Raw genomic sequence first — 25438 nt, forward strand, 5'->3', positions numbered from 1 at the left:
AATTACTGCTTAGGAGAAGATCATGGGTTTGTTCGATAAACTGAAATCTCTGGTTTCTGATGATAAGAAAGACTCCGGAACTATTGAGATTGTTGCTCCGCTCTCCGGCGAGATCGTCAACATCGAAGACGTGCCGGATGTAGTGTTTGCTGAGAAAATCGTTGGTGATGGCATTGCTATCAAACCAACTGGCAACAAAATGGTTGCTCCAGTTGACGGCACCATCGGTAAAATTTTTGAAACCAACCATGCGTTCTCTATCGAATCTGATAGCGGTATCGAACTGTTCGTTCACTTCGGTATCGACACCGTTGAACTGAAAGGCGAAGGCTTCAAACGTATCGCGGAAGAAGGCCAGCGTGTTAAAGTTGGCGACCCGGTCATTGAATTCGATCTGCCACTGCTGGAAGAAAAAGCCAAGTCTACCCTGACGCCGGTTGTTATCTCCAACATGGACGAAATCAAAGAACTGATCAAACTGTCTGGCAGCGTCACCGTGGGTGAAACCCCGGTTATCCGCATCAAGAAGTAATTCTTGCCGCACAGAAAAATGGCGCCTTCGGGCGCCATTTTTGTTTATGCGGGCAGGATAAGCTCGTCGTAGCCTTTCGACTGCGTATAAATCATCACATCTGTGACGCGGTCTCCTGCCATGCGAATCGCATCGGCAACGGTTTTGCCCTCAACGATCCCGCTCACCAGCTCTGAACAGAAGAGGTCGCCCGTGCCTTTCAGGTCCGTTTCAACACGCGGATGCGCACTGACGGTCACACCGTCTCGGGTAACCAGCACCACGTGAATATTCTCCGGATCGTCCGCCACCGGCGCGCTGGTGATGGCCACCCATTTCAGCGTGTCGGAAAGTAACCCCTGCGCTGCCGCTATAGCACTTTCAGGCGTACGACACGGTTTACCGCTTAGCACTTCCAGCTCAAAGACGTTAGGCGTGATCCCCTGCGCCAGTGGCAGCAGGTACTCCCGATACGCTTCAGGGATATCAGGTTTCACATACATCCCACTGTCAATATCGCCAATAACGGGGTCAACCAACACCAGCAGGTCAGGATGCTGCGCTTTGATCGCGGTGAGCCACTGCGCCAGGCATTTTATCTGGCTGGCGCTGCCCATGTAGCCCGTGGTAACGGCTTTAAGCTCGCGCAGGATCTCGCGCTCTTCCAGCGCCTTAAGATACCCGCTGAACCACTCATCGGGGATCACGCCACCGTAAAAGGTATCGTAGTGCGGCGTGTTGCTGAACAGCACGGTCGGCACGGCGGTGACGGTCAGCCGGTGGGTACGAATGTTCGGCACCGCAATGCTGTTCCCCACGCTGCCGTAAACCACCTGCGACTGTACCGCGACAATATCGGTTTGCTGCGCCCGGGTGTTATCCCGGAATAAAATCATCTCCATGACGCTTAAATCCCCGCCCCCTGCGTATAACTCTCTTCACCAAAGACGCCGGTAGAAAGATAGCGATCGCCGCGGTCGCAGATAATCGCCACCACGACAGCCCCGGGATGTGCCTGCGCAACACGCAATGCTCCCGCTACCGCGCCACCCGAGCTGACCCCGCAGAAGATACCTTCACGCACGGCCAGTTCACGCATCGTATTCTCCGCCTCGCGTTGATGAATATCCAGCACCTGATCCACCAACTGGGCGTTATAAATACCCGGCATGTATTCCGCCGGCCAGCGGCGAATACCCGGTATGCTGCTCCCCTCTTCCGGCTGCAGACCCACAATCGTTACCGCCTTTTCCTGCTCGCGCAGAAAACGGGATACGCCGGTAATGGTCCCTGTCGTGCCCATGCTGGAGACGAAGTGAGTGATGCGCCCGTTGGTCTGCTGCCAGATTTCCGGACCGGTAGTAGTGTAGTGAGCGTACGGGTTATCCGGGTTATTAAACTGATCGAGCAGTTTGCCTTCACCGCGTTCGGCCATGGCTAGCGCCAGGTCGCGCGCCCCTTCCATCCCCTCTTCTTTAGAGACCAGAATCAGTTCGGCACCATAGGCGCGCATCGCCGCACGGCGCTCCTGGCTCATGTTATCGGGCATCAGCAACGTCATGCGATAGCCTTTCAGCGCGGCAATCATCGCCAGCGCAATACCGGTGTTACCGCTGGTGGCTTCAATCAGCACGTCGCCGGGCTGAATTTCACCGCGTTTTTCGGCCTGCACAATCATGGAGAGCGCAGCCCGGTCCTTCACCGAACCGGCAGGGTTATTGCCTTCGAGTTTGACCCAGATTTCGCTGCCGTTGTCCGGCCCCATGCGCTGAAGTTTGACCAGAGGGGTGTTGCCGATGGTGTGTTCTAATGTGTTCAAGATCGCTGTCCAATAAAAAGCCCGGTGGCGCGCAGCGCTCCGGGCATACGGAGATCATATTCCAGACCGGCTAAGCGCAGCGCCTCCGGTCAAACTACGTGTCATTAACCTATCAGGCTGACTCCGCCAGAGCAATATCCTCGCGCGTCTCTATGCGCTCATTGCCATGATAAATACGGGCATGCTGCAGCCCAACAAACAGGCGTTCGCCCCGGTACGGCGGCTCGTCATCACGCATCACCACCGTCAGCGGCTCGGTATACCAGCCCAGCGGCTGTACCACCAATTGGGTGTAGTGCCCTTTAGGGCTAGCTTCCAGCACCTGCACCGGCAGCGGTGAATCCAGACTCGTCCGGCGGCTCACGTCCACTTCCCAGGGACGCAGGAACAGATCGACCGGCCCCTGATGTGCGGAGGTGTATCCCAGCGGCCAGCGGTGTGCGCCCACGTGGAATTGCCCACCGCGGATGGTGCCCTGCAGCCGGTTAACTTCGCCCATAAACTCGAGGACAAATCGGGTCGCCGGTTCACGCCAGAGCTGCTCTGGCTCATCAACCTGCTCGATGTTCCCCTGACTCATCACCACCACGCGGTCTGCGACTTCCATCGCCTCTTCCTGATCGTGGGTGACGAAGACGCTGGTGAACTTCAGTTCTTCATGCAGCTGACGCAGCCAGCGGCGTAACTCTTTACGCACCTGCGCATCCAGCGCGCCAAACGGCTCATCCAGCAGCAGAATTTGCGGCTCAACGGCCAGGGCCCGCGCCAGCGCGACGCGCTGCTTCTGGCCGCCGGAAAGCTGCGCCGGGAAGCGGTCAGCCAGATGCGCAAGCTGTACCATCTCCAGCAGTTTGGTCACTTTCGCTTTGATGGTGGCCGCATCCGGACGCTCGCGGCGAGGCAGGACGGTCAGACCGAAAGCGATGTTATCGAACACGGTCATATGGCGGAACAGCGCGTAATGCTGGAACACAAAGCCCACTTTACGGTCGCGGGCGTGCAAACGGCTTACGTCGGTACCGTGAAAACGAATATGTCCGCTGGTCTGATGCTCAAGCCCGGCGATAATGCGCAGCAGCGTGGTTTTACCCGAGCCAGACGGCCCGAGCAGTGCCACCATTTGTCCGGAAGGGATATCCAGCGAGATATCATTCAGCACCTGGGTGCGACCAAAAGACTTCTTAATATTGGCAATCTCAATGCTCATGATTTCCCTCCTGGTGCTGACGTTTTTCCTGATTCTCTAAACGCCACTGCACCACACTCTTCAAAAACAGGGTCAAAATCGCCATCAGCGTCAGTAACGCTGCGGCAGTAAAGGAACCGACGGTGTTGTAGTCCTGTTCCAGTAATTCAATCTGTAACGGTAACGACAGCGTTTCGCCGCGGATGGAGCCCGAGACGACCGAAACTGCACCGAACTCGCCAATGGCGCGGGCATTGGTCAGCACGACGCCGTAGAGCAGCGCCCAGCGAATATTCGGCAGCGTCACGCGGCGGAACATCTGCCAGCCGGATGCGCCCAGCAGAATTGCCGCTTCATCTTCGTTGCTGCCCTGGCTTAACATCACCGGGACCAGTTCGCGCACCACAAACGGACAGGTTACAAACACCGTGACCAGCACCATGCCCGGCCAGGCAAACATGACCTGCAGGTTATGCTCATCCAGCCAGCCGCCCAGCGGGCCGTTAGAGCCGTAGAAGAGCAGATAAACCAGACCGGCCACCACCGGCGACACGGCAAACGGGATATCCAGCAGGGTCAGCAGCAGCTGACGTCCCGGGAAGTTAAAGCGCGTTACCAGCCAGGCCAGCAGCGTACCGAACACCAGGTTGACCGGCACCGTGATAAGCGCAATCAGGACGGTCAGCCAGATGGCGTGCAGCATATCCGGGTTCGCCAGGTTTTCCAGCGCGGGCATCAACCCCTTGCTGAACGCCTGAACAAAAATATAAATCGTCGGCACGACGAGAATGAAGGCGGACACCAGCACGCCCGTACCAATCAGAAACCATTTTCCCCAGTTGATACGGGGAGCATCGTATCGCTTCAATTGAGTAACTTCCGCCATCAGTGACCTACCACGCGTCGACCAAAGCGACTTTGCAGAGTGTTAATTGAGTAGAGCAGCAGCAGCGATGCGGCAAGAATGACCGAGGCAATCGCGCTCGCCGCCGGGTAATCAAACTCCTGCAAGCGGATAAAAATCATCAGCGAGGTGACTTCGGTTTTCCACGCAATGTTCCCGGCAATGAAAATAACCGCGCCGAACTCACCGAGGCTACGGGTAAACGACAGCGCGATACCGGCCAGCAGCGCCGGAGAAAGCTCAGGCAGGACGACCTTGCGGAAGCTCTGCCAGCGCGTGGCACCCAGCGTTTCCGCCGCTTCTTCGTATTCAGGGCCTAACTCTTCGAGCACTGGCTGCACGGTGCGTACAACAAAAGGAATGCTGGTAAACGCCATCGCGACCGCGATACCGAGCCAGGTATAGGTCACTTTGATATCAAGCTTCGCCAGCCACTCACCGTAAAACCCGTTCACGGAAAAGAGCGAGGCGAGGGTTAACCCCGCCACCGCCGTCGGCAGCGCAAACGGCAGGTCCATTAACGCGTCGAGCAGCGTACGGCCCGGGAAACGGTAGCGGGTTAAGATCCACGCCATCAGCAGGCCAAAGGCCCCGTTAAAAATGGACGCCACAAACGCCGACAGCAGCGTCACCTTATAGGCTGCGACGACCTGCGGGTTGGTTATCACTTCCCAGTACTGCGCCCAGCTCATTTGCGCAAGCTGCATCACCAGCGCGCTGAGCGGTAACAATAAGATCAGGCAGACGAACAGCAGGCTGGTCCCGAGGCTTAAGGTAAAGCCCGGCAGCACGCGTCTGGTAGAGACTGCAAACATTACTTACGCCCCGCCGCCAGCAATTTGTCTAACTCACCGCCGCTGGCAAAATGCGTTTTCATGACATCAGGCCAGGAGCCGAAATGGTCTTCCACGCGGAACAGCTCGGTCTGCGGGAATTTATCCTTCAGTTTGTTCATCACATCCGGGTTATTCACGCGGTAGTAGTAATCGGTAATGATCGTCTGCGCCTGTGGGCTGTACAGGTAGTTGAGGTAAGCTTTTGCCGCTTTCTCTGTGCCGTTGGACTGCACGTTTTTATCTACCCACGCTACCGGGAACTCGGCGAGGATATTGGTTTTCGGGATAACGACCTCGAAACCCTGCGCCTCGTACTGTTTGCGGATATTATTCACTTCCGACTCAAAGCTGATCAGCACATCGCCCAGGCCGCGCTCTGCAAAGGTCGTGGTCGCGCCGCGACCGCCGGTATCAAACACCTCGACGTTTTTCAGGAACTGGGTCATGAACTGCTCGGTTTTCGCTTTATCGTTACCGTCAGCTTTGTCCGCCGCGCCCCACGCTGCCAGATAGGTATAGCGCGCGTTACCGGAGGTTTTTGGATTCGGGAAAATCAGCTTCACGTCGGAACGCACCAGGTCATTCCAGTCGTGGATATTTTTCGGGTTGCCCTTACGCACCAGGAAACCCATGGTGGAGTAGAACGGTGAGCTGTTGTTCGGCAAACGACTCTGCCAGTCAGCGGCGATCAGCTTGCCTTTGTCGTGCAGGATCTGCACGTCAGTGACCTGGTTATAGGTCACCACATCCGCTTTCAGCCCCTGGAGAATGGCCAGCGCCTGCTTGGACGACCCTGCGTGTGACTGTTTAATGGTCAGCTTGTCGCCGTTGTTGTCTTTCGCCCACTGCTGTTCAAACGGTGGGTTAAGGGCGGCAAACAGCTCGCGGGAAACATCATACGAACTGTTCAGCAGCTCAGTAGCCTGCGCCTGTGCCACCAGCAGCAAACCTGCCAGTGCCAGCGATCCTTTTTTCAGTACAGTAACGGCCATTGCGCACCCTTATAAATGTGACGACTATCTTATAGTCATAATATTTATAACGAGGACGAAAGGAGTAACGGTTTTATATACCGTTTGGTGATTTACAAGCAGAAAAGAGAATAAGGGTGCAGCCCGTCGTGGTCCGCACCCCAGCCCTCTCCGTGCGGGAGAGGGTGGAAAGCACTTACAGCGCCAGCAGACGCTCGACGGACGGGGCGAAGTAGTAGCCGCCGGTCACCGGTTTGGTGAAGCGCAGCATGGCGTCGCGCTTGCCGTCGGTATCGCCAAACATGCTCAGCAGCTGCTGTTCGATGTTATGCAGGCGCGCGCAGTACGCACAGAAGTAAAGACCGTGGATACCGCTTGCTGTGCCGTATGGCAGGCTCTGGCGAACAATCTTCAGACCTTTCCCGTCTTCCTTGAGGTCAACGCGGCTCAGGTGAGAGGTGACAGGACGGGCATCGCCGTCGATCTCTTCGTTGGCCTCTTTCGTACGGCCAATCATCATCTCCTGGTCATGCACGCTCATGCGGTTCAGCTGCTTGAGGTTGTGCTCCCAGCGCTGGACGAACACATAGCTGCCGCCCGCGTCGACGCCGTCTTTGATCACTGCCACTTCACGACGCGTCTCTTCACCCGCCGGGTTTTCAGTTCCGTCAACGAAGCCGCTCAGGTCGCGTTCTTCCACCCAACGGAAACCGTGGATCTCTTCCTGAACGTCAATGCTGTCACCAAAAGCCGCAACCGCCGCCTGGGCAACGGAGAAGTTCACATCATGACGCAGCGAGAGAATGTGGATCAGCACGTCGAACTGCGTTGCGGGTGCCAGGCCTTTACCGTAAGGGATAAAATCCTTCAGCTCTTCGGCGCCTTCGCCGCCGCTCAGTTGACGCCAGACGTTATGACCAAAGGCAACGACCGCGCCCAGATGGGCGTCCGGGAATTTGGCCTGGAAGGTGGCCAGCTTATCAACGAACGCTTTACTGGCCGCACGCAGGGCATCCACATCCCCTTTAACATTGGCTTCAATCCAAATCGCCGCGCGGCAATGTTCTGGCAAAATGCCACTCTGAACCTGAGACATCGCTCCTCCTGAAATAAAGATGCCACGTCAGCGTGGCATTGATGGCGGCTATTATACCCGTATTTCAGCGAGACGGTTTGTCCAGGCGCAAATTACTGCTTCCAGATAATTTTGCTCACTTTCCAGCTCTTCAGCGTGTCGTCAGACGGCATTAAACCTTCCGGACCACTCCAGGTACCGGTGAAGAGATAGCTGATATGCTGGCTGCCCTGCGCTTTACATTCTACCGCCACGCCGTCGTCAGACGGGGCGCTGGTGCAGTTGCCGAAGGCCTGTTTATAGAGTTCGCTAAACGGGGTTCCCACTTTCACACCGCTTTCGGTTGGGATGTCGTCGTCCATCACAGCAATGCGGTTTACCGTGCCTTTATCACCGTTAATCACCAGCGCCAGCGTGTCACCCTTCAGCGCTTCGAAATAACGCACGATATTGCCGTTTTCTGTTTTCATGCCGCTGCGCAGGCGATAACCGCCACCCAGTGCATCCTGAAGGGCGTCCTGATCCAGTGCCGTCGCGGCGGTAATTTTACCCACGCCCTGCTCGGTCACTTCCGTTGAAGAGCCAAACCAGTTCCACGGATAGGCCGCAGACCAGTTAATTGATGAGAGCGTTGAACAGCCGGTTAACGCCAGCGGGAGAGCGCATAAAAGTAAACGCAGCGATTTCATTGAAACGTCCTTACGTGTTAAATCAACGCTTGTTGGAGTGCGGCATCGGCAAAAAGTGCCAGGTTAATCTTCCTGATGCGTAAAACAGGCGCGAAGGCGGGGATTCGTCAGCAGCCACAGCAGCGCCACGATATCCGCCACGACCAGCGCAATACCGATCCCCGTAAGCGGTTCACCGCTCCACCAGAGCACCGGTTGCCAGACGAGCAGCGCAAGCTGAGCGAGGATCAGCAGCCAGCGAAGCGCACCCCACAGGCGCGGGATCGTATGCCGTCGCCCGCTGCATAAAAACGCCATCACTGCCGGCACGCCCGGTAGCAAGCCGAGCCAGAAGGCATCGTGATCGGGATAAAAGAGCGTCAGAAGCGTATCGCCCTGCCCGCGCGACGCGGCGGCCATCACAAACAGCACCCAGGTACGGGCCTGCAGCAGCAGAACGCACCAGAACAAAAAGGGCAGCCTGACACGCCCTTGCGCATCATAATCTGCCGGATGGATCTCAGTACTCTTCATCTTCTATCAGGCGCTTACCTAAGCTCAGTACGTCCGCATGTTCATAACCCAGGCGTTCATACATGCCCAGCACCACGTCGTTATCTTCCCGCACCATGATCTGAATCTTCGGGCAGCCGCGGGCAATGAGTTTCTTTTCCAGCCGATTGAGCAGCGCATTGGCGATGCCGCGCGCACGAAATTCCGGGTGCACGCCCAGATAATAGGCCGAGCCGCGATGGCCGTCGTACCCGCCCATCACTGTTCCCACCACCTCGCCGTTGACTTCTGCCACCAGAAACAGACTGACGTCATGATTCAGCTTACGTTCAATATCCATTTCCGGATCGTTCCACGGACGCAGCAGATCGCAGCGCTCCCAAAGGGTGATCACCTCTTCGAAATCTTCCTGGCGAAAAACGCGTATCTCCATGGTATTAACCGCCTTTTCGGGTTTAAAAACAGTGATTATGGCGTGAACATCGCGTTTAGCCAATAACCGGGGAAAAACTCGCCAAAATTTGGCATAATGTCACTTTGTCACGTATTGAAATGAAAAGTAAAACAATTCTCAATAAGGACTGTCGTAACGCTAATCACGATACGATATAACACCAGGACCCCAATTTTTACAATTCAGGCCGCATGAGCACATTCAAACCATTAAAAGCACTCACATCGCGTCGTCAGGTTCTCAAAGCGGGGCTGGCGGCCTTAACGTTAACGGGCATCGCACAGCAGGCTCAGGCTAAAGAAGAGAGCACGCTCAAAACCAGTAACGGACACAGTAAACCGAAATCGAAAAAGCCGGGCGCGAAGCGTCTGGTCATGCTGGACCCCGGTCACGGCGGAATTGATACCGGCGCTATTGGTAAAAACGGTGCGAAAGAAAAGCATGTCGTGTTAGCGATTGCAAAAAATGTGCGCGCAATTTTACGCAGCAATGGCATTGACGCCCGCCTGACGCGTTCTGGCGACACGTTTATTCCGCTGTACGACCGCGTAGAGATCGCCCACCAGCACGGTGCCGATCTGTTTATGTCGATTCACGCGGACGGTTTTACCAACCCGTCGGCGGCGGGGGCTTCGGTGTTCGCCCTCTCCAACCGTGGGGCGAGTAGCGCCATGGCGAAATATCTCTCCGATCGTGAAAACCGGGCGGATGAGGTTGCGGGGAAAAAAGCCACCGACAAAGATCATCTGTTACAGCAGGTGCTGTTTGACCTCGTTCAGACGGACACCATTAAAAACAGCCTGACGCTCGGCTCGCATATTCTGAAGAAGATTAAACCGGTGCATCGCCTGCACAGCAGGAGCACCGAACAGGCGGCGTTCGTGGTGCTTAAGTCGCCGTCAATTCCGTCCGTGCTGGTGGAGACGTCGTTCATCACCAACCCGGAGGAAGAGCGCCTGCTCGGCACCACCGCGTTTCGCCAGAAGATCGCCAACGCCATCGCCTCAGGCATAATCAGTTACTTCAACTGGTTCGATAACCAGAAAGCGCACTCCAGGAAACGTTGATGAAACCCAATGCACAGCTGGTAAAAACATTCCTGCTGCAGCTGCAGGATGAGATTTGCCAGAAACTGGCCGCCGCAGATGGCGGTGAATTTCAGGAAGATAGCTGGCAGCGCGAAGCCGGTGGCGGCGGACGCAGCCGCGTGCTGCGTAACGGCGGCATCTTTGAGCAGGCTGGCGTCAATTTTTCCCACGTCCACGGAGACGCGATGCCCGCTTCCGCCACGGCCCATCGACCAGAACTGGCAGGCCGCAGCTTCGAAGCAATGGGCGTATCGCTGGTGGTTCATCCGCACAATCCATATGTGCCGACCAGCCATGCCAACGTGCGCTTTTTCATTGCTGAAAAACCCGGGGCCGATCCGGTCTGGTGGTTTGGCGGCGGTTTTGACTTAACGCCCTACTACGGGTTTGAAGAAGATGCCGTGCACTGGCACACCACCGCACGCGATCTCTGTCAGCCGTTTGGGGACGACATCTACCCGAAATTTAAAAAATGGTGCGATGACTATTTTTATCTGAAGCACCGCGATGAGCAGCGCGGCATTGGCGGGCTGTTCTTTGACGATCTCAACACGCCAGATTTTGATACCGCGTTCAGCTTTATGCGGGCGGTAGGTGAAGGGTATACCGGGGCCTATCTGCCGATCGTGGCGCGGCGTAAAGATACCGACTACGGCGTACGCGAGCGCGAGTTCCAGCTTTACCGCCGCGGGCGCTATGTAGAGTTCAACCTGGTATGGGATCGCGGCACGCTGTTTGGCCTGCAGACCGGCGGGCGCACGGAGTCCATTTTGATGTCGATGCCGCCGCTGGTTCGCTGGGAGTACAGCTACGAGCCAAAAGAAGGCAGCCCGGAGGCTGCCCTGAAAGACTTTATTACGATTCGGGACTGGGTGTAATACCGGCAGGCGCAGCGCTTACAGCGGCTGCGTCTGCGCTTCAACCACCGCCAGTGCTACCATATTCACGATACGACGCACCGAAGCAATCGGCGTCAACACGTGCACTGGCTTCGCCACGCCCATCAGCACCGGTCCTACGGTAACCCCTTCAGAGCTGGAGACACGCAGCAGGTTGTAGCTGATGCGGGCCGCTTCCACGTTCGGCATAATCAACACGTTTGCAGAACCTTTCAGCGGACTGTCCGGCATGCGTTCGTTACGAATGCTCTCCACCAGCGCAGCATCACCGTGCATCTCGCCGTCAATCATCAGTTCCGGCGCACGCTGGCGAACCAGCTCCAGCGTTTGGCGCATTTTGCACGCCGCCGCTGATTTCGACGAACCGAAGTTGGAGTGCGACAGCAGCGCTACCTTCGGTTCAATCCCAAAGCGACGCACGGTTTCTGCCGCCATCACGGTGATCTCCGCCAGCTCTTCCGGGCTCGGATCGTCGTTGACGTAGGTGTCGGCAATAAAGGTGTTGCCGCTTGGCAGCAGCAGCGCGTTCATCGCCCCGGCGGTGTGGACCCCTTCGCGATAGCCGAAGATCTCCTGCACCACGCTGAAGTGCTCGTGATAATCACCGATCGTGCCGCAGATCAACGCATCCGCTTCACCGCGGTGGACCATGATCGCCCCGATCACCGTGGTGTTGCTGATCACGGCCTTTTGCGCCTGCTCCTGGGTGATCCCGCGACGTTTCATGATCGCGTAGTATTCGTTCCAGTACTCTTTAAAGCGCGGATCGGATTCGTTATTAACGATCTCAAAATCCACACCCGCTTTGATCTGCAGCCCCAGCTTCTGAATACGCATCTCGATAACGCTCGGACGACCGATCAGGATTGGCTTCGCCAGACCTAAGGTGATCAGCTCCTGCGTGGCATGCAGAACGCGCGCCTCTTCCCCTTCCGCCAGCACCACGCGTTTCGCGTCGGCACGCGCCTGGGAGAAAATGGGCTTCATAAACAGGTTGGTTTTGTAGACAAACTCGGTGAGCTTATCGACGTAAGCATCGAAATCTTTGATGGGGCGCGTCGCCACGCCGGAGTCCATTGCCGCCTTAGCAACCGCCGGGGCGATTTTGACAATCAGACGCGGGTCGAATGGTTTTGGAATGATGTAGTCCGGGCCAAAGCTCAGATCCTGGTCACCATACGCTGAGGCGACCACTTCGCTCTGCTCGGCGTGCGCCAGTTCCGCAATAGCATGAACGGCCGCGAGCTTCATCTCTTCGTTGATCGCCGTCGCGCCCACGTCCAGCGCCCCGCGGAAGATGAACGGGAAGCAGAGAACGTTGTTCACCTGGTTCGGGTAATCGGAACGACCGGTACAGATAATGGCATCTTCACGCACGGCTTTTGCCAGCGGCGGCAGAATTTCCGGTTCCGGGTTTGCCAGCGCCAGAATCATTGGCGCACGCGCCATTTTCTTCACCATCTCCTGGGTCAGCACTTTCGGGCCTGAACAGCCAAGGAAGATATCCGCGCCGTCAATCACGTCCTCCAGCGTGCGTTTACCGTCATCTTCTACCGCGTAGGCCGCTTTGGTTTCCGCCATGTTCGGCTCACGGTCCTTGTAGATAACGCCTTTGGAGTCGCAGACCACAATGTTGTGCTTCTGCATGCCCAGCGCCACCAGCAGGTTCATACAGGCGATTGCCGCCGCGCCTGCGCCGGAGACCACCATACGCACGTCAGAGAGATTTTTCTCAACCACACGCAGACCGTTCAGAATGGCCGCGGTGCTGATAATCGCGGTACCGTGCTGGTCATCATGGAACACGGGAATGTTCATACGCTCGCGCAGTTTCTGCTCGATATAGAAACATTCCGGCGCTTTGATGTCTTCGAGGTTGATCCCACCGAAGGTCGGTTCCAGCGCGGCAACCACATTGATGAATTTATCAGGATCGAGCTCATCCACTTCGATATCGAACACGTCAATACCGGCAAATTTCTTGAACAGAACACCCTTGCCTTCCATCACGGGCTTACCGGCCAGCGCACCAATATTGCCTAATCCCAGCACCGCCGTCCCGTTAGAGATCACGGCGACCAGGTTGCCACGCGCGGTGTATTTATAGGCTGCCAGCGGATCTTTTTCGATTTCGAGGCACGGCGCCGCTACGCCGGGCGAGTAGGCCAGCGCCAGATCGCGCTGAGTCGCCAGCGGTTTTGTCGGGGAGACCTGAATTTTACCTGGGACAGGGAACTCGTGGAAATCGAGAGCACTCTGTTTTAACTGATCATCCATCTTATTTTTCCTTTCACGTATCGGTCAAAAGGGTGACGTTTGCGATCCTGAAGCACACCCTGGTGTGCCGCCTAGTATCGCCGCAGGCAGCCACATAAACTTTGAAGGCTGCCAAACTCTCACCATTGCAGAATAAAAATTGTTATCAATTTATAACAGCCATGTTACCCGTCTCAGAAAGCAATGCCTCCCCCGTCTGCTATGCTTTTTTGTTAAGTCCATCATGATTTTTGCAGAAGTGTGAACTAACGCACTCGAGTAACTCTTTTATTTCCAAGGAGTAATTATTTATGAACCAACTAGACGGCATCAAACAATTCACTACCGTGGTCGCCGACAGCGGTGATATCGAGTCGATTCGCCACTATCAGCCCGAAGATGCGACCACTAACCCTTCGCTGCTGCTCAAAGCGGCCGGTCTTGCTCATTTTAGTCATCTGATTGATGACGCTATCGACTACGGTAAACAGCGCGGTAAAACACAGGAGCAGCAGGTCGCCGAAGCGAGCGACAAGCTGGCCGTTAATTTCGGTGCGGAAATTCTGAAAAGCATCCCGGGACGCGTCTCTACCGAAGTGGACGCCCGCCTCTCCTTCGACCAGGAGAAGAGCATCACGAAAGCCCGCCGCCTGGTTGAGCTCTACCAGGAGCAGGGCATCGATAAATCGCGCATTCTGATTAAGCTGGCCTCAACCTGGGAAGGGATCCGCGCGGCGGAAGTTCTGGAAAAAGAGGGGATCCATTGCAACCTGACGCTGCTGTTCTCCTTTGCGCAGGCGCGCGCCTGTGCCGAAGCCGGCGTCTTCCTGGTATCTCCGTTCGTCGGGCGAATCTATGACTGGTATCAGGCTAAACAGCCGATGGATCCGTACGTGGTGGATGAGGACCCGGGCGTGAAATCGGTGCGTAATATCTACGACTATTACAAACAGCACCGCTACGAAACCATCGTGATGGGCGCCAGCTTCCGCCGTACCGAGCAGATCCTCGCCCTGGCAGGCTGTGACCGCCTGACCATCTCCCCTAACCTGCTTAAAGAGCTGCAGGACAAAGAGGAGACGGTTATCCGCAAACTGGTGCCCACATCAACCGTCCTCCCCAAACCTAAAGCCATGACCGAAGCGGAATTCCGCTGGGAGCACAATCAGGACGCAATGGCCGTCGAAAAACTGGCGGAAGGCATCCGCCTGTTCGCCGTCGACCAGCGCAAACTTGAAGATCTTCTTGCCGCCAAACTTTAACCTTGCCACGGAGTGAATTATGTCCCGTAAAGAGCTAGCCAATGCCATTCGCGCCCTCAGCATGGATGCCGTGCAGAAAGCCAATTCCGGCCACCCTGGCGCCCCCATGGGCATGGCTGACATTGCCGAAGTGCTGTGGAATGATTTCCTGAAGCACAACCCGAACGATCCCAGCTGGTACGATCGCGACCGTTTTATTCTCTCTAACGGCCACGCCTCCATGCTGCTCTACAGCCTGCTGCACCTTTCCGGCTACGACCTGCCGCTATCCGAGTTAAAAAACTTCCGCCAGCTGCACTCAAAAACGCCGGGCCACCCGGAGATAGGCTATACGCCGGGTGTGGAGACCACCACCGGGCCGCTCGGCCAGGGGTTAGCCAACGCGGTCGGGCTGGCGATTGCCGAACGCACGCTGGCGGCGCAGTTTAACCAGCCAGACCACGAGATTGTCGATCACTACACTTATGTGTTTATGGGCGACGGCTGTCTGATGGAGGGGATTTCTCACGAAGTCTGTTCGCTGGCGGGCACGCTGGGGCTGGGCAAGCTGATCGGATTTTACGATCACAACGGTATCTCCATCGACGGGGAGACCAAAGGCTGGTTTACCGACGACACGGCAAAACGGTTTGAGGCCTACCACTGGCACGTAGTGCATGAAATTGACGGCCACGACCCAGAAGCGGTGAAAAAAGCGATTCAGGAAGCGCAAAGCGTGAAGGACAAACCGTCCCTGATCATCTGTCGCACCACCATCGGTTTCGGCTCACCGAACAAAGCGGGTAAAGAGGAAGCCCACGGTGCGGCGCTGGGTGAAGAAGAAGTGGCGCTGACCCGGCAGAAGCTGGGCTGGAAATACCCGCCGTTTGAGATCCCGAAAGAGATCTACCGAGAGTGGGACGCCCGCGAAGAGGGTGAAAAAGCCCAGCACGCGTGGAATGAAAAATTTGCCGCCTATCAAAAAGCCCACCCGGAACTGGCCTCTGAATTCTCGCGCCGCATGAGCGGTGGCCTGCCGGAGGACTGGGATGCGAAAACCCAGGCGCTGATTGAAAATCTGCAGTCTAACCCGGCAAAAATTGCCACCCGTAAGGCCTCGCAAAACACTCTCAACGCCATCGGCCCCCTCCTGCCTGAACTGCTGGGCGGCTCCGCGGATCTGGCTCCAAGTAACCTGACCATCTGGTCTGGCTCAAAATCGCTGAAAGAGGATATTGCCGGGAACTATATCCACTACGGGGTGCGTGAGTTCGGGATGACCGCCATTGCCAACGGCATTGCCCATCACGGCGGGTTTGTGCCCTACACTGCTACCTTCCTGATGTTCGTTGAGTACGCCCGTAACGCGGCGCGTATGGCGGCATTAATGAAAGCGCGGCAGATCATGGTCTACACCCACGATTCGATTGGTCTGGGTGAAGACGGTCCCACGCACCAGGCCGTTGAGCAGCTGGCGAGCCTGCGTTTGACGCCAAACTTCAGCACCTGGCGTCCGTGCGATCAGGTCGAAGCGGCGGTTGGCTGGAAGCTGGCGGTTGAGCGCCACACGGGGCCAACGGCATTAATTCTGTCTCGGCAAAACCTGGCCCAGATTGAACGCACGCCGGAGCAGGTAAAAAATATCGCCCGCGGCGGGTACATCCTGAAAGACAGCGGCGGCAAACCGGATGTCATCCTGATTGCTACCGGTTCTGAGGTGGAAATTACCGTGAAGGCCGCGGAAAAACTGACCGCCGAAGGTCATGCGGTACGCGTGGTATCCCTGCCGTCCACCGACATTTTTGATGCTCAGGATGAGGCCTACCGTGAATCGGTCCTGCCCTCTAACGTCGCAGCCCGTGTGGCCGTCGAGGCGGGTATCGCCGACTACTGGTACAAATATGTCGGGCTGAAAGGTGCTATCGTCGGGATGCGTGGGTACGGCGAGTCGGCGCCTGCCGACAAGCTGTTCCCGTATTTTGGCTTTACCGTTGAGAATGTGGTTGAGAAGGCGCTGAGCGTAATTTAGCGCGTGATCCACAACGTGGGCCAGGCATCTGGCCCATTCCAGTTATCGCAGCTGGGCTCTTCTGCATAACGCACCAGGCGGAAACGCTGGCCGTCAAAACGCCAGCGCGTCTGGACCCCACAATCGCCAATACCGCGACCCAGCGCGAGCGTAGTCAGCTCGCGCGTTTTCTCATCAAAGCGGGCATTCATCAATTCGATTTCACTGCTATCGTCTGCAAGGGTGAAAGGCAGACGCAGCCTTACGCTGCGGGAAGAAAACGGCTTTTTGCGCGATACCAGCCAGGCCAGATCGACCGTGTTATACGCCCCCGCCTCACAGCTAATAATCAGCAATGCTTTTTCATCGGTTAACGCGGTGACGCGCACTTCACGGCGGTTAGGATCGAGCGAGCACTGGCTGTTGTTCATCCGCCAGGTGCCATAATCCAGCAGGTCGTTCAATTCGGCGTGGGAGAGCGGCGTCGGCGTCGGATTGACTACCGCCACCTTTTTTAAGGCGGGTGCAGGCGGCACGCTTAACGGCGGATCGTCACCTTTTTTAATCCAGGCCGTTTCACTCCCGACACGTTTCTGCTGCGCGTCAATAAACAACAGCGCGGCTTTCAGGCCGTTCAGAGAGATAACCTGGTCACCGCCGCGCAAGGTCAGGGCTTTTCCTTCCTGGATATTTTTCAGAAACGCCGTGATGGTGGCGGCATCATCACTTTTCAGATGCCACGGGGTTAACTGCCAGTGCTGCCGATCCAGCTTGAGAGGAACCTTATCCAGCAACAACCGTGGCGCAATATCCGCTTCTTTCACGGCAGGGTCAGCAAGGCCGCCGAGATCGATACGCAGCGTAGCGTCGGTTTTCGCGCCGGCACTGCGGCTGAGCGTCATGACCAGCCCCCGGTGTTCACCGGTATTGCGTGCGAGGCAAAAATTCTGGTTATTGCAGGTCACCTGCCAGTCAGAAAATAATTGCTGGGCAGGCGCAGCCCACACCTGCGAGGAGGTGAGCACGCAAAACAGGCAGAGAAGAGAGACGCAATAGCGCATGAATGGCACAATCCCGGAACGAAAACGCTTAACTGGGCTGTATCTTCGTGTTCCCGCCCGGGTTGCTCAATCGGATTTATCGGATAGATTTATCCGAAATACAATCTATCACCGTTCGAAAGAGGCGTTCATCAGCCCGGTCGTTTGAAGATACTGTAGTAATATCACAGCTTTACCATCCCTGATTTCCCCGGCATGCATCATCTCCAGCGCCCGGGAAAACGGCAACTCCAGCACTTCAATATCTTCATCTTCCACGCCACCGCCGCGGTGAGTACGCTGCGCATCGCTGTATTCCGCGATGAAGAAGTGGACGATTTCCGTCACGCCGCCAGGAGACATAAACAGCTCGAAGACCTTTTTGACCTCTCCCACTTCAAAGCCAGTCTCTTCGACGGCCTCTTTGCGGATGCACACTTCCGGCTCGTCGTCATCAAGCAGGCCCGCACAGGTTTCAATCAACCTTCCGTCAGGGTTGCCATTGACCCATGTTGCTACCCTGAACTGACGGATCAGCACCACACTCTGCTTTTCACGGTTATAGAGCAAAATGGTGGCGCCATTGCCGCGGTCATAGACCTCGCGTTTATGGCGGATCACTTCACCGTTATTACGGGTTAAATCGTAAGTGATGTTACGCAGGACAAAGTAGTTTTCAGAAAGGATTTTGTCTTTGATAACGTCAATTTTCAGGGTCATACGGGCTCCACGACACAATGAGTTTTCCTATAGTACGCCGTGAAACCCGCTTTGTCGCCCGCCTGGTTTAGTGCATTTTCGGCACACTGACCTCAAGCCAGTCGAGGATCCCCCGCGCCGCATGACGCCCTTCCGCCATCGCCGTCACCACCAGATCAGCGCCGCGCACCGCATCACCGCCGGCGAAAATTTGCGGGTTAGACGTCTGGTAACGATAGCGGCTTTCCACCGAGGCAATGATTCGCCCCCAGTCATCGGTGTTGACGCCCTGACTCTCCAGCCAGGGCATGGCATGTGGGTTAAAACCAAAAGCCATAATCACCGCATCGGCCGGCATGACAAACTCGCTGCCCTCCACCGGGACGGGTCGACGACGCCCCTGCGCATCCGGCTCTCCCATCCGGGTGCGCAGCATCCGGATGCCGTTAACCTTGCCGTCAGCAGCAAGGGTCAATTCAACGGGCTGGACGTTAAATTCAAATGCGGCTCCCTCTTCTTTCGCATTCTTCACCTCTTTTTTCGAGCCCGGCATATTGGCTTCATCCCGGCGATAGGCGCAGGTGACTTTTGCCGCGCCGTGACGTAACGCGGTGCGCACGCAGTCCATTGCGGTATCGCCCCCGCCCAGCACCACCACGTTAAGCCCACGGGTGTCGATAAACGGTTCGTTGGCCGTCGCGTCCAGCCCCATGACGTGGCGCGTGTTCCCCACCAGGAACGGCAGCGCATCGTAGACGCCCGGCGCATCTTCATGGGGGATGCCTGCTTTCATCGAACGATAGGTTCCCACGCCAATGAACAGGGCGTCGTAATCTGTTTGCAACTGAGACAACGACACATCGCTGCCCACGTCGCAGTTCAGCTCGAAGTGAACCCCCATCGCAGTAAAAATCTCTCTGCGTCGTGCGAGCAGGGATTTATCCAGCTTAAAGGCCGGAATGCCGAAGGTCAGCAAGCCGCCGATTTCGGGATGCCTGTCATAGACCGTCACGCTCACCCCACTGCGCACCAGCACATCCGCGCATGCCAGTCCGGCAGGGCCCGCGCCGATAATCGCGACGCGTTTTCCCACCGAAGAAACGCCAGACATATCCGGTCGCCAGCCCAACGCCAGCGCCTGGTCAGAGATGTAGCGCTCGAGGTTGCCAATGGTCACCGACCCTGACACATCGCGCACGGTGCAGGCACCTTCACATAACCTGTCCTGCGGGCAGACCCGGCCGGTAATTTCAGGTAAACAGTTGGTCTGATGAGAAAGTTCGACCGCGCCGAGGATGTCACCGGCGTTAATCCGTTCAATCCACTGCGGAATGTGGTTGTGCAGCGGGCAGGTCCATTCACATATGCTGTGCTCTCCGCATTTCAGGCAGCGCGATGCCTCGCGTCTGGCCTGTTCGGTCCGAAACGGCAGGTATATTTCATTGAAATGGCCAACCCGCTCTTCGGCAGCCAGTTTGTCGGGCTCGCCGCGTGGCGGTGTGTTGTGCATCTGCTGCAGTTTGGTGGGTGCTGTCTCCTCGCTGACTGCCTCACTGTGCCAGGGCTGCGCCTTCAGCCTGGCGGTGCGCTGACGGCGCGATTTTGCCAGGTTATCCAGCACGTCAGGCGTCGCCAGCGTCAGCACATCTGCCGGGCAATTTTCGATACAGGCCGGGCCCTGCGGGCGGGTCAGGCAGAGATCGCATTTATACGCCGAGGCTTTTGCACTGCCGTTGTCGAGCGGCGTAATGATAATCTCCATTGTGCCGAAGGGACAGGCAACCACGCAGGCTTTACAACCGATGCATTTTTGTTGATTCACCTGTACGCTGTCATCGCGTTTGCTGATGGCGCCGTTCGGGCAACTGAGTGCACACGGGGCATTTTCACAGTGGTGACAGGTGACGGGGCTGTTCTGCGCGCCAGAGTTAAGGACCATAATACGGGGATGGAAATGGCGCTTGCTCAGGACATGTTGCTCATCATTATGCGCCATTACGCAGGCAACTTCGCAGGCGTGGCACCCAATACATTGCTGGCTGTTAGCCATAATAAAACGATTCATAACGACACCTGTTTTTGGTTCAATAACCTTATTCTTTGTATGAATATGGTATTTACTCATCACAGCGTCGTCAGGCAATGTTCAATTGCCCGGAATGCCAAACTATTTCCAGTGAACCTGTGGCAGATCAATTTTATTCAGGAAGCCGTTCTGTGACCGTTAAACGCCCTGTTTCCGCAAGCCTGGCCTGGGCTTTCTTTTCGATGATTGTGTTATCCGTTCTGACCAGCACCGTCGCGCTGCTCACGCTTGCCAGCAGCCAGCGTGACGCCGAAGCCATCAATATTGCGGGTTCACTGCGTATGCAGAGTTACCGGCTGGGCTATGAGATGCAGCGCAACAGCCCTTCCCTGACACAGCATCGCCAACACTGGCAACACACCCTGAGCGCACCTGCACTCCAAAAGCTGAACCGCTGGTACGTGCCGGACGATGTCAAACAGCGCTACCAGCAGCTGCATCTGGCCTGGCAGGAGATGGATACGCACATCGCCCACGGCGATCTCGTGTGGTATCAAACCCATATCGAAGATTTTGTTGGCCGCATTGATGCCTTTGTGCTCGCCCTTCAGCACTATACCGAACATAAAATTCAGACGGTGACCCTGCTCTCTCTGGCTGGCGCGCTGGGGATCCTGCTGCTGACGGTGTTTACCCTGCGAGGCATCCGTCGTCAGGTGGTCTTGCCGCTCAACAATCTGGTCGCCGCAAGCGAACGCGTTGAACGGGGACAATTTGATACCCCGGCACCGGATACCGCTTTGCCGAATGAACTCGGTCAGCTGTCCCGGGCCTTTAACCATATGTCGGCGGAGTTACATACCCTCTATCGCTCGCTTGAAGATTCAGTTGCGGAAAAGACCCGGCACCTGAACGAGGCGCACCAGCAGCTCGAAATGCTGTTCAAATGTTCGCAGGCGCTCAACACCGGACAGATAGACAGCCACTGTTTCCGGCATATATTGCAAATCGTCCATGAATACACCCGGATGAATTATCTGGAGTTACGGACCAGCGACGACTGGCGTCTGTGTGAAGGGAGTGAGGCAGTCGACATGCCGCTGCAAAACCTGCCGGTGCTGATGCAGGACACGCTCTACGGCGAGCTGCGCTGGCAGAGCGAGACGGACAGCGTCCCGCTTCCGCTGATGAGAAGCGTGGCGACAATGCTCGGGCGCGGGCTTTACTTCAACCAGGCACAAAAGCATTACCAGCAGTTGCTGCTGATGGAAGAGCGCGCGACGATTGCCCGCGAACTGCATGATTCCCTCGCGCAGGTGTTGTCGTATCTGCGGATCCAGCTTGCGCTGCTTAAGCGTGCCGTACCGCAAGAGAATGCCCCGGCGCAGACCATCATCACCGACTTCTCCCGCGAGCTTAACAATGCCTGGCATCAGCTTCGCGAGCTGCTCACCACCTTCCGCCTGACGCTCAACCACGCTAACCTGCCGGCAGCCCTTCAGGAGTCACTCGACGGCCTGCAGAGCCAGACGCAGGCAAAGCTGCATCTTGACTGTCGCCTCTCCTCGCTGGCCCTTGACGCACAAAAGCAGGTGCATCTGCTGCAGATCGTGCGTGAAGCGGTGTTGAACGCAATCAAGCACGCGCAGGCCAGCGAGATCACCGTAAGCTGTATCACCGCCGTGGACGGCACGCACAGCGTGAGCATTCGCGACAATGGCATCGGGATTGGCGAAGCCAGCGAGCCGCCGGGACATTACGGGCTGAATATTATGCGTGAACGCGCGGAACGGCTCGGCGGTACCCTGCACTTTTCGCAGCCACAAAATGGGGGAACGCAGGTGAGCGTGACATTCCCTTCGTCGCTGGCGTTAACAGGTAAATAACCGTAAAGGGGGCAGCGCAGAGAAACGCGCATGATAATTTACATTATCTCCTTTATTTCTCCACGTTTGGTCTTCGTCTTGCCGCTAAAGTGGTGCGGGCAATAAACAATAATGACGTGCAGCAAAACGAGGTCAATTTTTCATGGCGAATTTTTTCATCGATCGCCCCATTTTTGCCTGGGTACTTGCCATTCTGTTGTGTCTGACAGGTGTCCTGGCCATTACTTCACTTCCCGTTGAGCAATACCCCGATCTGGCACCTCCTAACGTGCGTGTCACAGCAAACTATCCCGGCGCCTCGGCACAGACGCTGGAAAATACCGTGACGCAGGTTATCGAGCAGAACATGACGGGTCTGGATAACCTGATGTACATGTCCTCACAAAGCAGCGCCACGGGCCAGGCGACGGTGACCCTGAGCTTTACGGCCGGGACTGACCCGGACGAAGCGGTGCAGCAGGTACAAAATCAGCTGCAGTCAGCCATGCGAAAACTGCCGCAGGCAGTGCAAAATCAGGGCGTTACCGTACGTAAAACGGGGGATACCAATATTTTGACCATCGCGTTTGTCTCCACCGATGGTTCCATGGATAAGCAGGATATTGCGGACTACGTTGCCAGTAACATTCAGGACCCGCTCAGCCGTATTAACGGCGTAGGGGATATCGACGCCTACGGGTCACAATATTCAATGCGCATCTGGCTCGATCCTGACAAGCTGAACAGCTTCCAGATGACGGCGACTGACGTGACGGACGCCATCAAGTCGCAGAACGCCCAGATTGCCGTAGGGCAGTTGGGAGGAACGCCTTCCGTCGAAAAACAAGCCCTGAATGCCACCATTAACTCGCAATCGCTGCTTCAGACTCCGGACCAGTTCCGCAACATCACCCTGCGCGTGAATCAGGACGGTTCAGAAGTGCGGCTGGGCGATGTCGCCACGGTGGAAATGGGCGCGGAAAAGTACGACTACCTGAGCCGCTTTAACGGTAATCCCGCCTCCGGCCTGGGGATTAAACTGGCCTCCGGCGCAAATGAAATGGCGACGGCGAAACTGGTGTTAGACCGCCTGGACGAGCTGTCGAACTATTTCCCTCACGGCCTTGAATACAAAGTCGCCTACGAAACCACCTCCTTCGTTAAAGCGTCGATTGAGGATGTGGTGAAGACCCTGCTGGAAGCCATCGCGCTGGTCTTCCTGGTCATGTACCTGTTCCTGCAAAACTTCCGGGCGACGCTGATCCCGACCATAGCCGTCCCCGTGGTCCTGCTGGGCACCTTCGCGGTGCTTTACGCGTTTGGCTACAGCATCAACACGCTGACGATGTTTGCAATGGTGCTGGCAATTGGCCTTCTGGTGGATGACGCCATCGTGGTGGTTGAAAACGTCGAGCGCATCATGAGCGAGGAAGGTCTTTCCCCGCGCCAGGCCACGCGTAAATCGATGGGGCAAATACAGGGCGCGTTAGTCGGCATCGCCATGGTGCTTTCGGCGGTCTTTATCCCGATGGCCTTCTTTGGTGGCACAACCGGTGCCATTTACCGCCAGTTCTCGATAACCATCGTCTCGGCAATGGTGCTTTCGGTACTGGTGGCGCTGATCCTGACCCCTGCGCTCTGCTCTACCCTTCTTAAGCCTTTGCACAAAGGCGAGCAGCATGGTCAGAAAGGGTTCTTCGGCTGGTTTAACCGCATGTTTAACCGCAATGCCGCACGTTATGAATCCGCCGTCGGTAAAGTGCTGCACCGCAGCCTGCGCTGGATGCTGATTTACGTAGTGCTGCTGGGTGGAATGGTCTGGTTGTTCCTGCATCTGCCTACCTCGTTCCTGCCAATGGAGGACCGGGGAATGTTCACCACCTCCGTGCAACTTCCGAGCGGCGCGACGCAGCAGCAGACGCTGAAAGTGGTCGAAAAAGTCGAACAGTACTTCTTTACCCAAGAGAAAGATAATGTGGTGTCGGTCTTCTCCACCGTGGGCTCTGGCCCGGGCGGTAACGGGCAGAACGTCGCCCGTATGTTTGTACGCCTGAAGGACTGGGACGAGCGCGACACAAAAACAGGGACCGCGTCGGCCATCATTGAACGCGCCACCCACGCGTTTACGAAGATCAACGAAGCGCGCGTCTTTGCCAGCAGCCCACCGGCCATTAGCGGGCTGGGCAGTTCTGCCGGGTTTGACATGGAGCTGCAGGATCACGCCGGTGCAGGCCACACGGCGCTGATGGCGGCGCGCGATAAGCTGTTAGCGCTGGCGGGCAAAGACGCTGACCTGACCCGCGTTCGTCATAACGGCCTGGATGACAGCCCGCAGCTGCAGGTGGATATTGATCAGCGTAAGGCGCAGGCTCTGGGTGTTTCCATCGACGACATTAACGACACCCTGCAGACGGCCTGGGGCTCAAGCTATGTGAATGACTTTATGGATCGTGGGCGTGTGAAAAAAGTGTATGTCCAGTCCGCCGCGCCGTTCCGTATGTTGCCGAATGATATTAACCGCTGGTTTGTTCGTAATAACGCAGGCGGGATGGTGCCGTTCTCGGCGTTCGCCTCGTCGCACTGGGAGAGTGGTTCGCCGCGTCTGGAACGCTATAACGGCTATTCGGCGGTAGAAATCGTCGGTGAAGCTGCGCCGGGCGTCAGTACCGGTACCGCCATGGACACCATGGAGAAACTGGTGCAACAGCTGCCTGCCGGGTTTGGGCTGGAGTGGACGGCGATGTCTTATCAGGAGCGGCTCTCCGGGGCACAGGCGCCTGCGCTTTACGCGCTTTCCCTGCTGGTGGTCTTCCTCTGTCTTGCCGCGCTGTATGAAAGCTGGTCCGTTCCATTCTCGGTCATGCTGGTGGTGCCGCTTGGCGTCATCGGTGCGCTGCTGGCGACCTGGATGCGCGGTCTGGAGAATGATGTGTACTTCCAGGTTGGGCTGCTCACCGTGATCGGCCTGTCGGCGAAAAACGCGATCCTGATTGTTGAGTTTGCCAACGAGATGAATGCCAAAGGCCACGAGCTGATGGCGGCCACACTGCACGCCTGCCGTCAGCGCTTGCGTCCGATCCTGATGACGTCGCTGGCATTTGTCTTTGGGGTATTACCGATGGCAACCAGCACCGGTGCGGGCTCCAGCAGCCAGCATGCGGTAGGTACAGGGGTGATGGGAGGAATGATTTCGGCAACCGTCCTGGCCATTTATTTTGTACCGCTGTTCTTTGTGCTGGTGCGTCGCCGCTTCCCGCTGAAGGAACGTCCTGAATAACAGTACGTAATAAAAAAGGCGGCTCTCAGGGCCGCCTTTTAGGGTGTGTGATTAATTCACACTATGGTTATTTTACTTATTTAAGTGCTCTTGCAATTCTTA

21 protein-coding genes are annotated in these 25438 nt (G+C 56.6%); 7 read left to right on the forward strand and 14 right to left on the reverse strand.

What is annotated here, in order from left to right:
- The first annotated feature begins 22 nt into the window (after positions 1–22).
- Positions 23–532: a PTS glucose transporter subunit IIA gene (gene crr / locus L462_RS11390; RefSeq protein ID WP_003861316.1), complete on the forward strand. Its 510-nt coding sequence runs from the start codon at positions 23–25 to the stop codon at positions 530–532.
- Positions 533–576: 44 nt separating this feature from the next.
- Here the strand turns inward: crr and pdxK are convergent, their stop codons facing one another.
- From pdxK to L462_RS11340, 10 genes are all read right to left on the reverse strand, one after another.
- Complete coding sequence (pdxK, locus tag L462_RS11385) at positions 577–1413, reverse strand: pyridoxine/pyridoxal/pyridoxamine kinase (RefSeq protein ID WP_014171088.1); 837 nt, start codon at positions 1411–1413, stop codon at positions 577–579.
- A gap of 5 nt (positions 1414–1418) precedes the next feature.
- Entirely contained in the window at positions 1419–2330 is a 912-nt protein-coding gene (gene cysM, locus L462_RS11380) for a cysteine synthase CysM (RefSeq protein ID WP_014171089.1), read from the reverse strand.
- 112 nt (positions 2331–2442) lie between these two features.
- Positions 2443–3537, reverse strand: a complete 1095-nt coding sequence (gene cysA, locus L462_RS11375) for a sulfate/thiosulfate ABC transporter ATP-binding protein CysA (protein ID WP_014171090.1) — start codon at positions 3535–3537, stop codon at positions 2443–2445.
- Positions 3527–4402, reverse strand: a complete 876-nt coding sequence (cysW, locus tag L462_RS11370) for a sulfate/thiosulfate ABC transporter permease CysW (RefSeq protein ID WP_020883085.1) — start codon at positions 4400–4402, stop codon at positions 3527–3529. Before cysW ends, cysA begins: the two co-directional genes overlap by 11 nt.
- A complete protein-coding gene (gene cysT / locus L462_RS11365) occupies positions 4402–5235 on the reverse strand; it encodes a sulfate/thiosulfate ABC transporter permease CysT (protein WP_020883084.1) in 834 nt (277 codons plus the stop codon). Before cysT ends, cysW begins: the two co-directional genes overlap by 1 nt.
- Positions 5235–6248: a thiosulfate/sulfate ABC transporter substrate-binding protein CysP gene (gene cysP, locus L462_RS11360; protein ID WP_014171093.1), complete on the reverse strand. Its 1014-nt coding sequence runs from the start codon at positions 6246–6248 to the stop codon at positions 5235–5237. The genes cysT and cysP overlap by 1 nt, the downstream gene beginning before the upstream one ends.
- A gap of 175 nt (positions 6249–6423) precedes the next feature.
- Positions 6424–7323, reverse strand: a complete 900-nt coding sequence (locus L462_RS11355) for a Dyp-type peroxidase (protein ID WP_020883082.1) — start codon at positions 7321–7323, stop codon at positions 6424–6426.
- A 92-nt stretch (positions 7324–7415) separates the two neighbouring features.
- Positions 7416–7991 carry an RpoE-regulated lipoprotein gene (locus L462_RS11350; RefSeq protein ID WP_020883081.1) on the reverse strand — a complete coding sequence of 192 codons (576 nt, stop codon included), beginning with the start codon at positions 7989–7991 and terminating at the stop codon, positions 7416–7418.
- 63 nt (positions 7992–8054) lie between these two features.
- Positions 8055–8504: a DUF2919 domain-containing protein gene (locus tag L462_RS11345; RefSeq protein ID WP_032678656.1), complete on the reverse strand. Its 450-nt coding sequence runs from the start codon at positions 8502–8504 to the stop codon at positions 8055–8057.
- The gene (locus tag L462_RS11340; RefSeq protein ID WP_020883079.1) at positions 8491–8916 is read right to left on the reverse strand and encodes a GNAT family acetyltransferase; all 426 of its coding nucleotides are present in this window, start codon (positions 8914–8916) and stop codon (positions 8491–8493) included. Before L462_RS11340 ends, L462_RS11345 begins: the two co-directional genes overlap by 14 nt.
- A gap of 212 nt (positions 8917–9128) precedes the next feature.
- Between L462_RS11340 and amiA the strand changes: the two genes are divergently transcribed.
- Both amiA and hemF read left to right on the forward strand, forming a co-directional pair.
- Positions 9129–10004: an N-acetylmuramoyl-L-alanine amidase AmiA gene (gene amiA / locus L462_RS11335; protein WP_014171098.1), complete on the forward strand. Its 876-nt coding sequence runs from the start codon at positions 9129–9131 to the stop codon at positions 10002–10004.
- A complete protein-coding gene (hemF, locus tag L462_RS11330) occupies positions 10004–10903 on the forward strand; it encodes an oxygen-dependent coproporphyrinogen oxidase (protein ID WP_025203494.1) in 900 nt (299 codons plus the stop codon). Before amiA ends, hemF begins: the two co-directional genes overlap by 1 nt.
- Positions 10904–10921: 18 nt before the next feature.
- Here hemF and maeB read toward each other — a convergent pair whose 3' ends face one another.
- Entirely contained in the window at positions 10922–13201 is a 2280-nt protein-coding gene (maeB, locus tag L462_RS11325) for an NADP-dependent oxaloacetate-decarboxylating malate dehydrogenase (RefSeq protein ID WP_014171100.1), read from the reverse strand.
- Positions 13202–13491: 290 nt separating this feature from the next.
- Between maeB and tal the strand changes: the two genes are divergently transcribed.
- Together tal and tkt are read left to right on the forward strand one after the other, a co-directional pair.
- Entirely contained in the window at positions 13492–14442 is a 951-nt protein-coding gene (gene tal, locus L462_RS11320) for a transaldolase (protein ID WP_014171101.1), read from the forward strand.
- A gap of 19 nt (positions 14443–14461) precedes the next feature.
- Positions 14462–16450, forward strand: coding sequence for a transketolase (tkt, locus tag L462_RS11315; protein WP_032678657.1), 1989 nt, complete (start codon positions 14462–14464; stop codon positions 16448–16450).
- Here the strand turns inward: tkt and L462_RS11310 are convergent.
- The 3 genes from L462_RS11310 to aegA form a co-directional block, all read right to left on the reverse strand.
- Entirely contained in the window at positions 16447–17490 is a 1044-nt protein-coding gene (locus tag L462_RS11310; protein ID WP_032678658.1) for a DUF1176 domain-containing protein, read from the reverse strand. The genes tkt and L462_RS11310 overlap by 4 nt on opposite strands.
- A 108-nt stretch (positions 17491–17598) precedes the next feature.
- Complete coding sequence (nudK, locus tag L462_RS11305) at positions 17599–18189, reverse strand: GDP-mannose pyrophosphatase NudK (RefSeq protein ID WP_020883075.1); 591 nt, start codon at positions 18187–18189, stop codon at positions 17599–17601.
- 67 nt (positions 18190–18256) lie between these two features.
- Entirely contained in the window at positions 18257–20233 is a 1977-nt protein-coding gene (gene aegA, locus L462_RS11300) for a formate-dependent uric acid utilization protein AegA (RefSeq protein ID WP_032678659.1), read from the reverse strand.
- Between the two features lie 152 nt (positions 20234–20385).
- Here aegA and narQ point away from each other — a divergent pair, with 152 nt between their 5' ends.
- Both narQ and acrD read left to right on the forward strand, forming a co-directional pair.
- Positions 20386–22080, forward strand: coding sequence for a nitrate/nitrite two-component system sensor histidine kinase NarQ (gene narQ, locus L462_RS11295; RefSeq protein WP_032678660.1), 1695 nt, complete (start codon positions 20386–20388; stop codon positions 22078–22080).
- 142 nt (positions 22081–22222) lie between these two features.
- Positions 22223–25336 (forward strand): multidrug efflux RND transporter permease AcrD, encoded by a 3114-nt coding sequence (acrD, locus tag L462_RS11290; protein WP_020883072.1) that lies wholly within the window; start codon positions 22223–22225, stop codon positions 25334–25336.
- Positions 25337–25438: the final 102 nt, after the last annotated feature.

The organism is Enterobacter sp. BIDMC 26, from assembly GCF_000534435.1.
GTDB classification, from domain to species: domain Bacteria; phylum Pseudomonadota; class Gammaproteobacteria; order Enterobacterales; family Enterobacteriaceae; genus Enterobacter; species Enterobacter ludwigii.

Excerpts from the sequence above, each read along its gene's own strand:
- crr (WP_003861316.1), top strand. The coding sequence starts at position 23 with ATGGGTTTGTTCGATAAACTGAAATCTCTGGTTTCTGATGATAAGAAA.
- pdxK (WP_014171088.1), bottom strand. The coding sequence starts at position 1,413 with ATGGAGATGATTTTATTCCGGGATAACACCCGGGCGCAGCAAACCGAT.
- cysA (WP_014171090.1), bottom strand. The coding sequence starts at position 3,537 with ATGAGCATTGAGATTGCCAATATTAAGAAGTCTTTTGGTCGCACCCAG.
- cysW (WP_020883085.1), bottom strand. The coding sequence starts at position 4,402 with ATGGCGGAAGTTACTCAATTGAAGCGATACGATGCTCCCCGTATCAAC.
- cysT (WP_020883084.1), bottom strand. The coding sequence starts at position 5,235 with ATGTTTGCAGTCTCTACCAGACGCGTGCTGCCGGGCTTTACCTTAAGC.
- cysP (WP_014171093.1), bottom strand. The coding sequence starts at position 6,248 with ATGGCCGTTACTGTACTGAAAAAAGGATCGCTGGCACTGGCAGGTTTG.
- L462_RS11355 (WP_020883082.1), bottom strand. The coding sequence starts at position 7,323 with ATGTCTCAGGTTCAGAGTGGCATTTTGCCAGAACATTGCCGCGCGGCG.
- L462_RS11350 (WP_020883081.1), bottom strand. The coding sequence starts at position 7,991 with ATGAAATCGCTGCGTTTACTTTTATGCGCTCTCCCGCTGGCGTTAACC.
- L462_RS11345 (WP_032678656.1), bottom strand. The coding sequence starts at position 8,504 with ATGAAGAGTACTGAGATCCATCCGGCAGATTATGATGCGCAAGGGCGT.
- L462_RS11340 (WP_020883079.1), bottom strand. The coding sequence starts at position 8,916 with ATGGAGATACGCGTTTTTCGCCAGGAAGATTTCGAAGAGGTGATCACC.
- amiA (WP_014171098.1), top strand. The coding sequence starts at position 9,129 with ATGAGCACATTCAAACCATTAAAAGCACTCACATCGCGTCGTCAGGTT.
- hemF (WP_025203494.1), top strand. The coding sequence starts at position 10,004 with ATGAAACCCAATGCACAGCTGGTAAAAACATTCCTGCTGCAGCTGCAG.
- maeB (WP_014171100.1), bottom strand. The coding sequence starts at position 13,201 with ATGGATGATCAGTTAAAACAGAGTGCTCTCGATTTCCACGAGTTCCCT.
- tal (WP_014171101.1), top strand. The coding sequence starts at position 13,492 with ATGAACCAACTAGACGGCATCAAACAATTCACTACCGTGGTCGCCGAC.
- tkt (WP_032678657.1), top strand. The coding sequence starts at position 14,462 with ATGTCCCGTAAAGAGCTAGCCAATGCCATTCGCGCCCTCAGCATGGAT.
- L462_RS11310 (WP_032678658.1), bottom strand. The coding sequence starts at position 17,490 with ATGCGCTATTGCGTCTCTCTTCTCTGCCTGTTTTGCGTGCTCACCTCC.
- nudK (WP_020883075.1), bottom strand. The coding sequence starts at position 18,189 with ATGACCCTGAAAATTGACGTTATCAAAGACAAAATCCTTTCTGAAAAC.
- aegA (WP_032678659.1), bottom strand. The coding sequence starts at position 20,233 with ATGAATCGTTTTATTATGGCTAACAGCCAGCAATGTATTGGGTGCCAC.
- acrD (WP_020883072.1), top strand. The coding sequence starts at position 22,223 with ATGGCGAATTTTTTCATCGATCGCCCCATTTTTGCCTGGGTACTTGCC.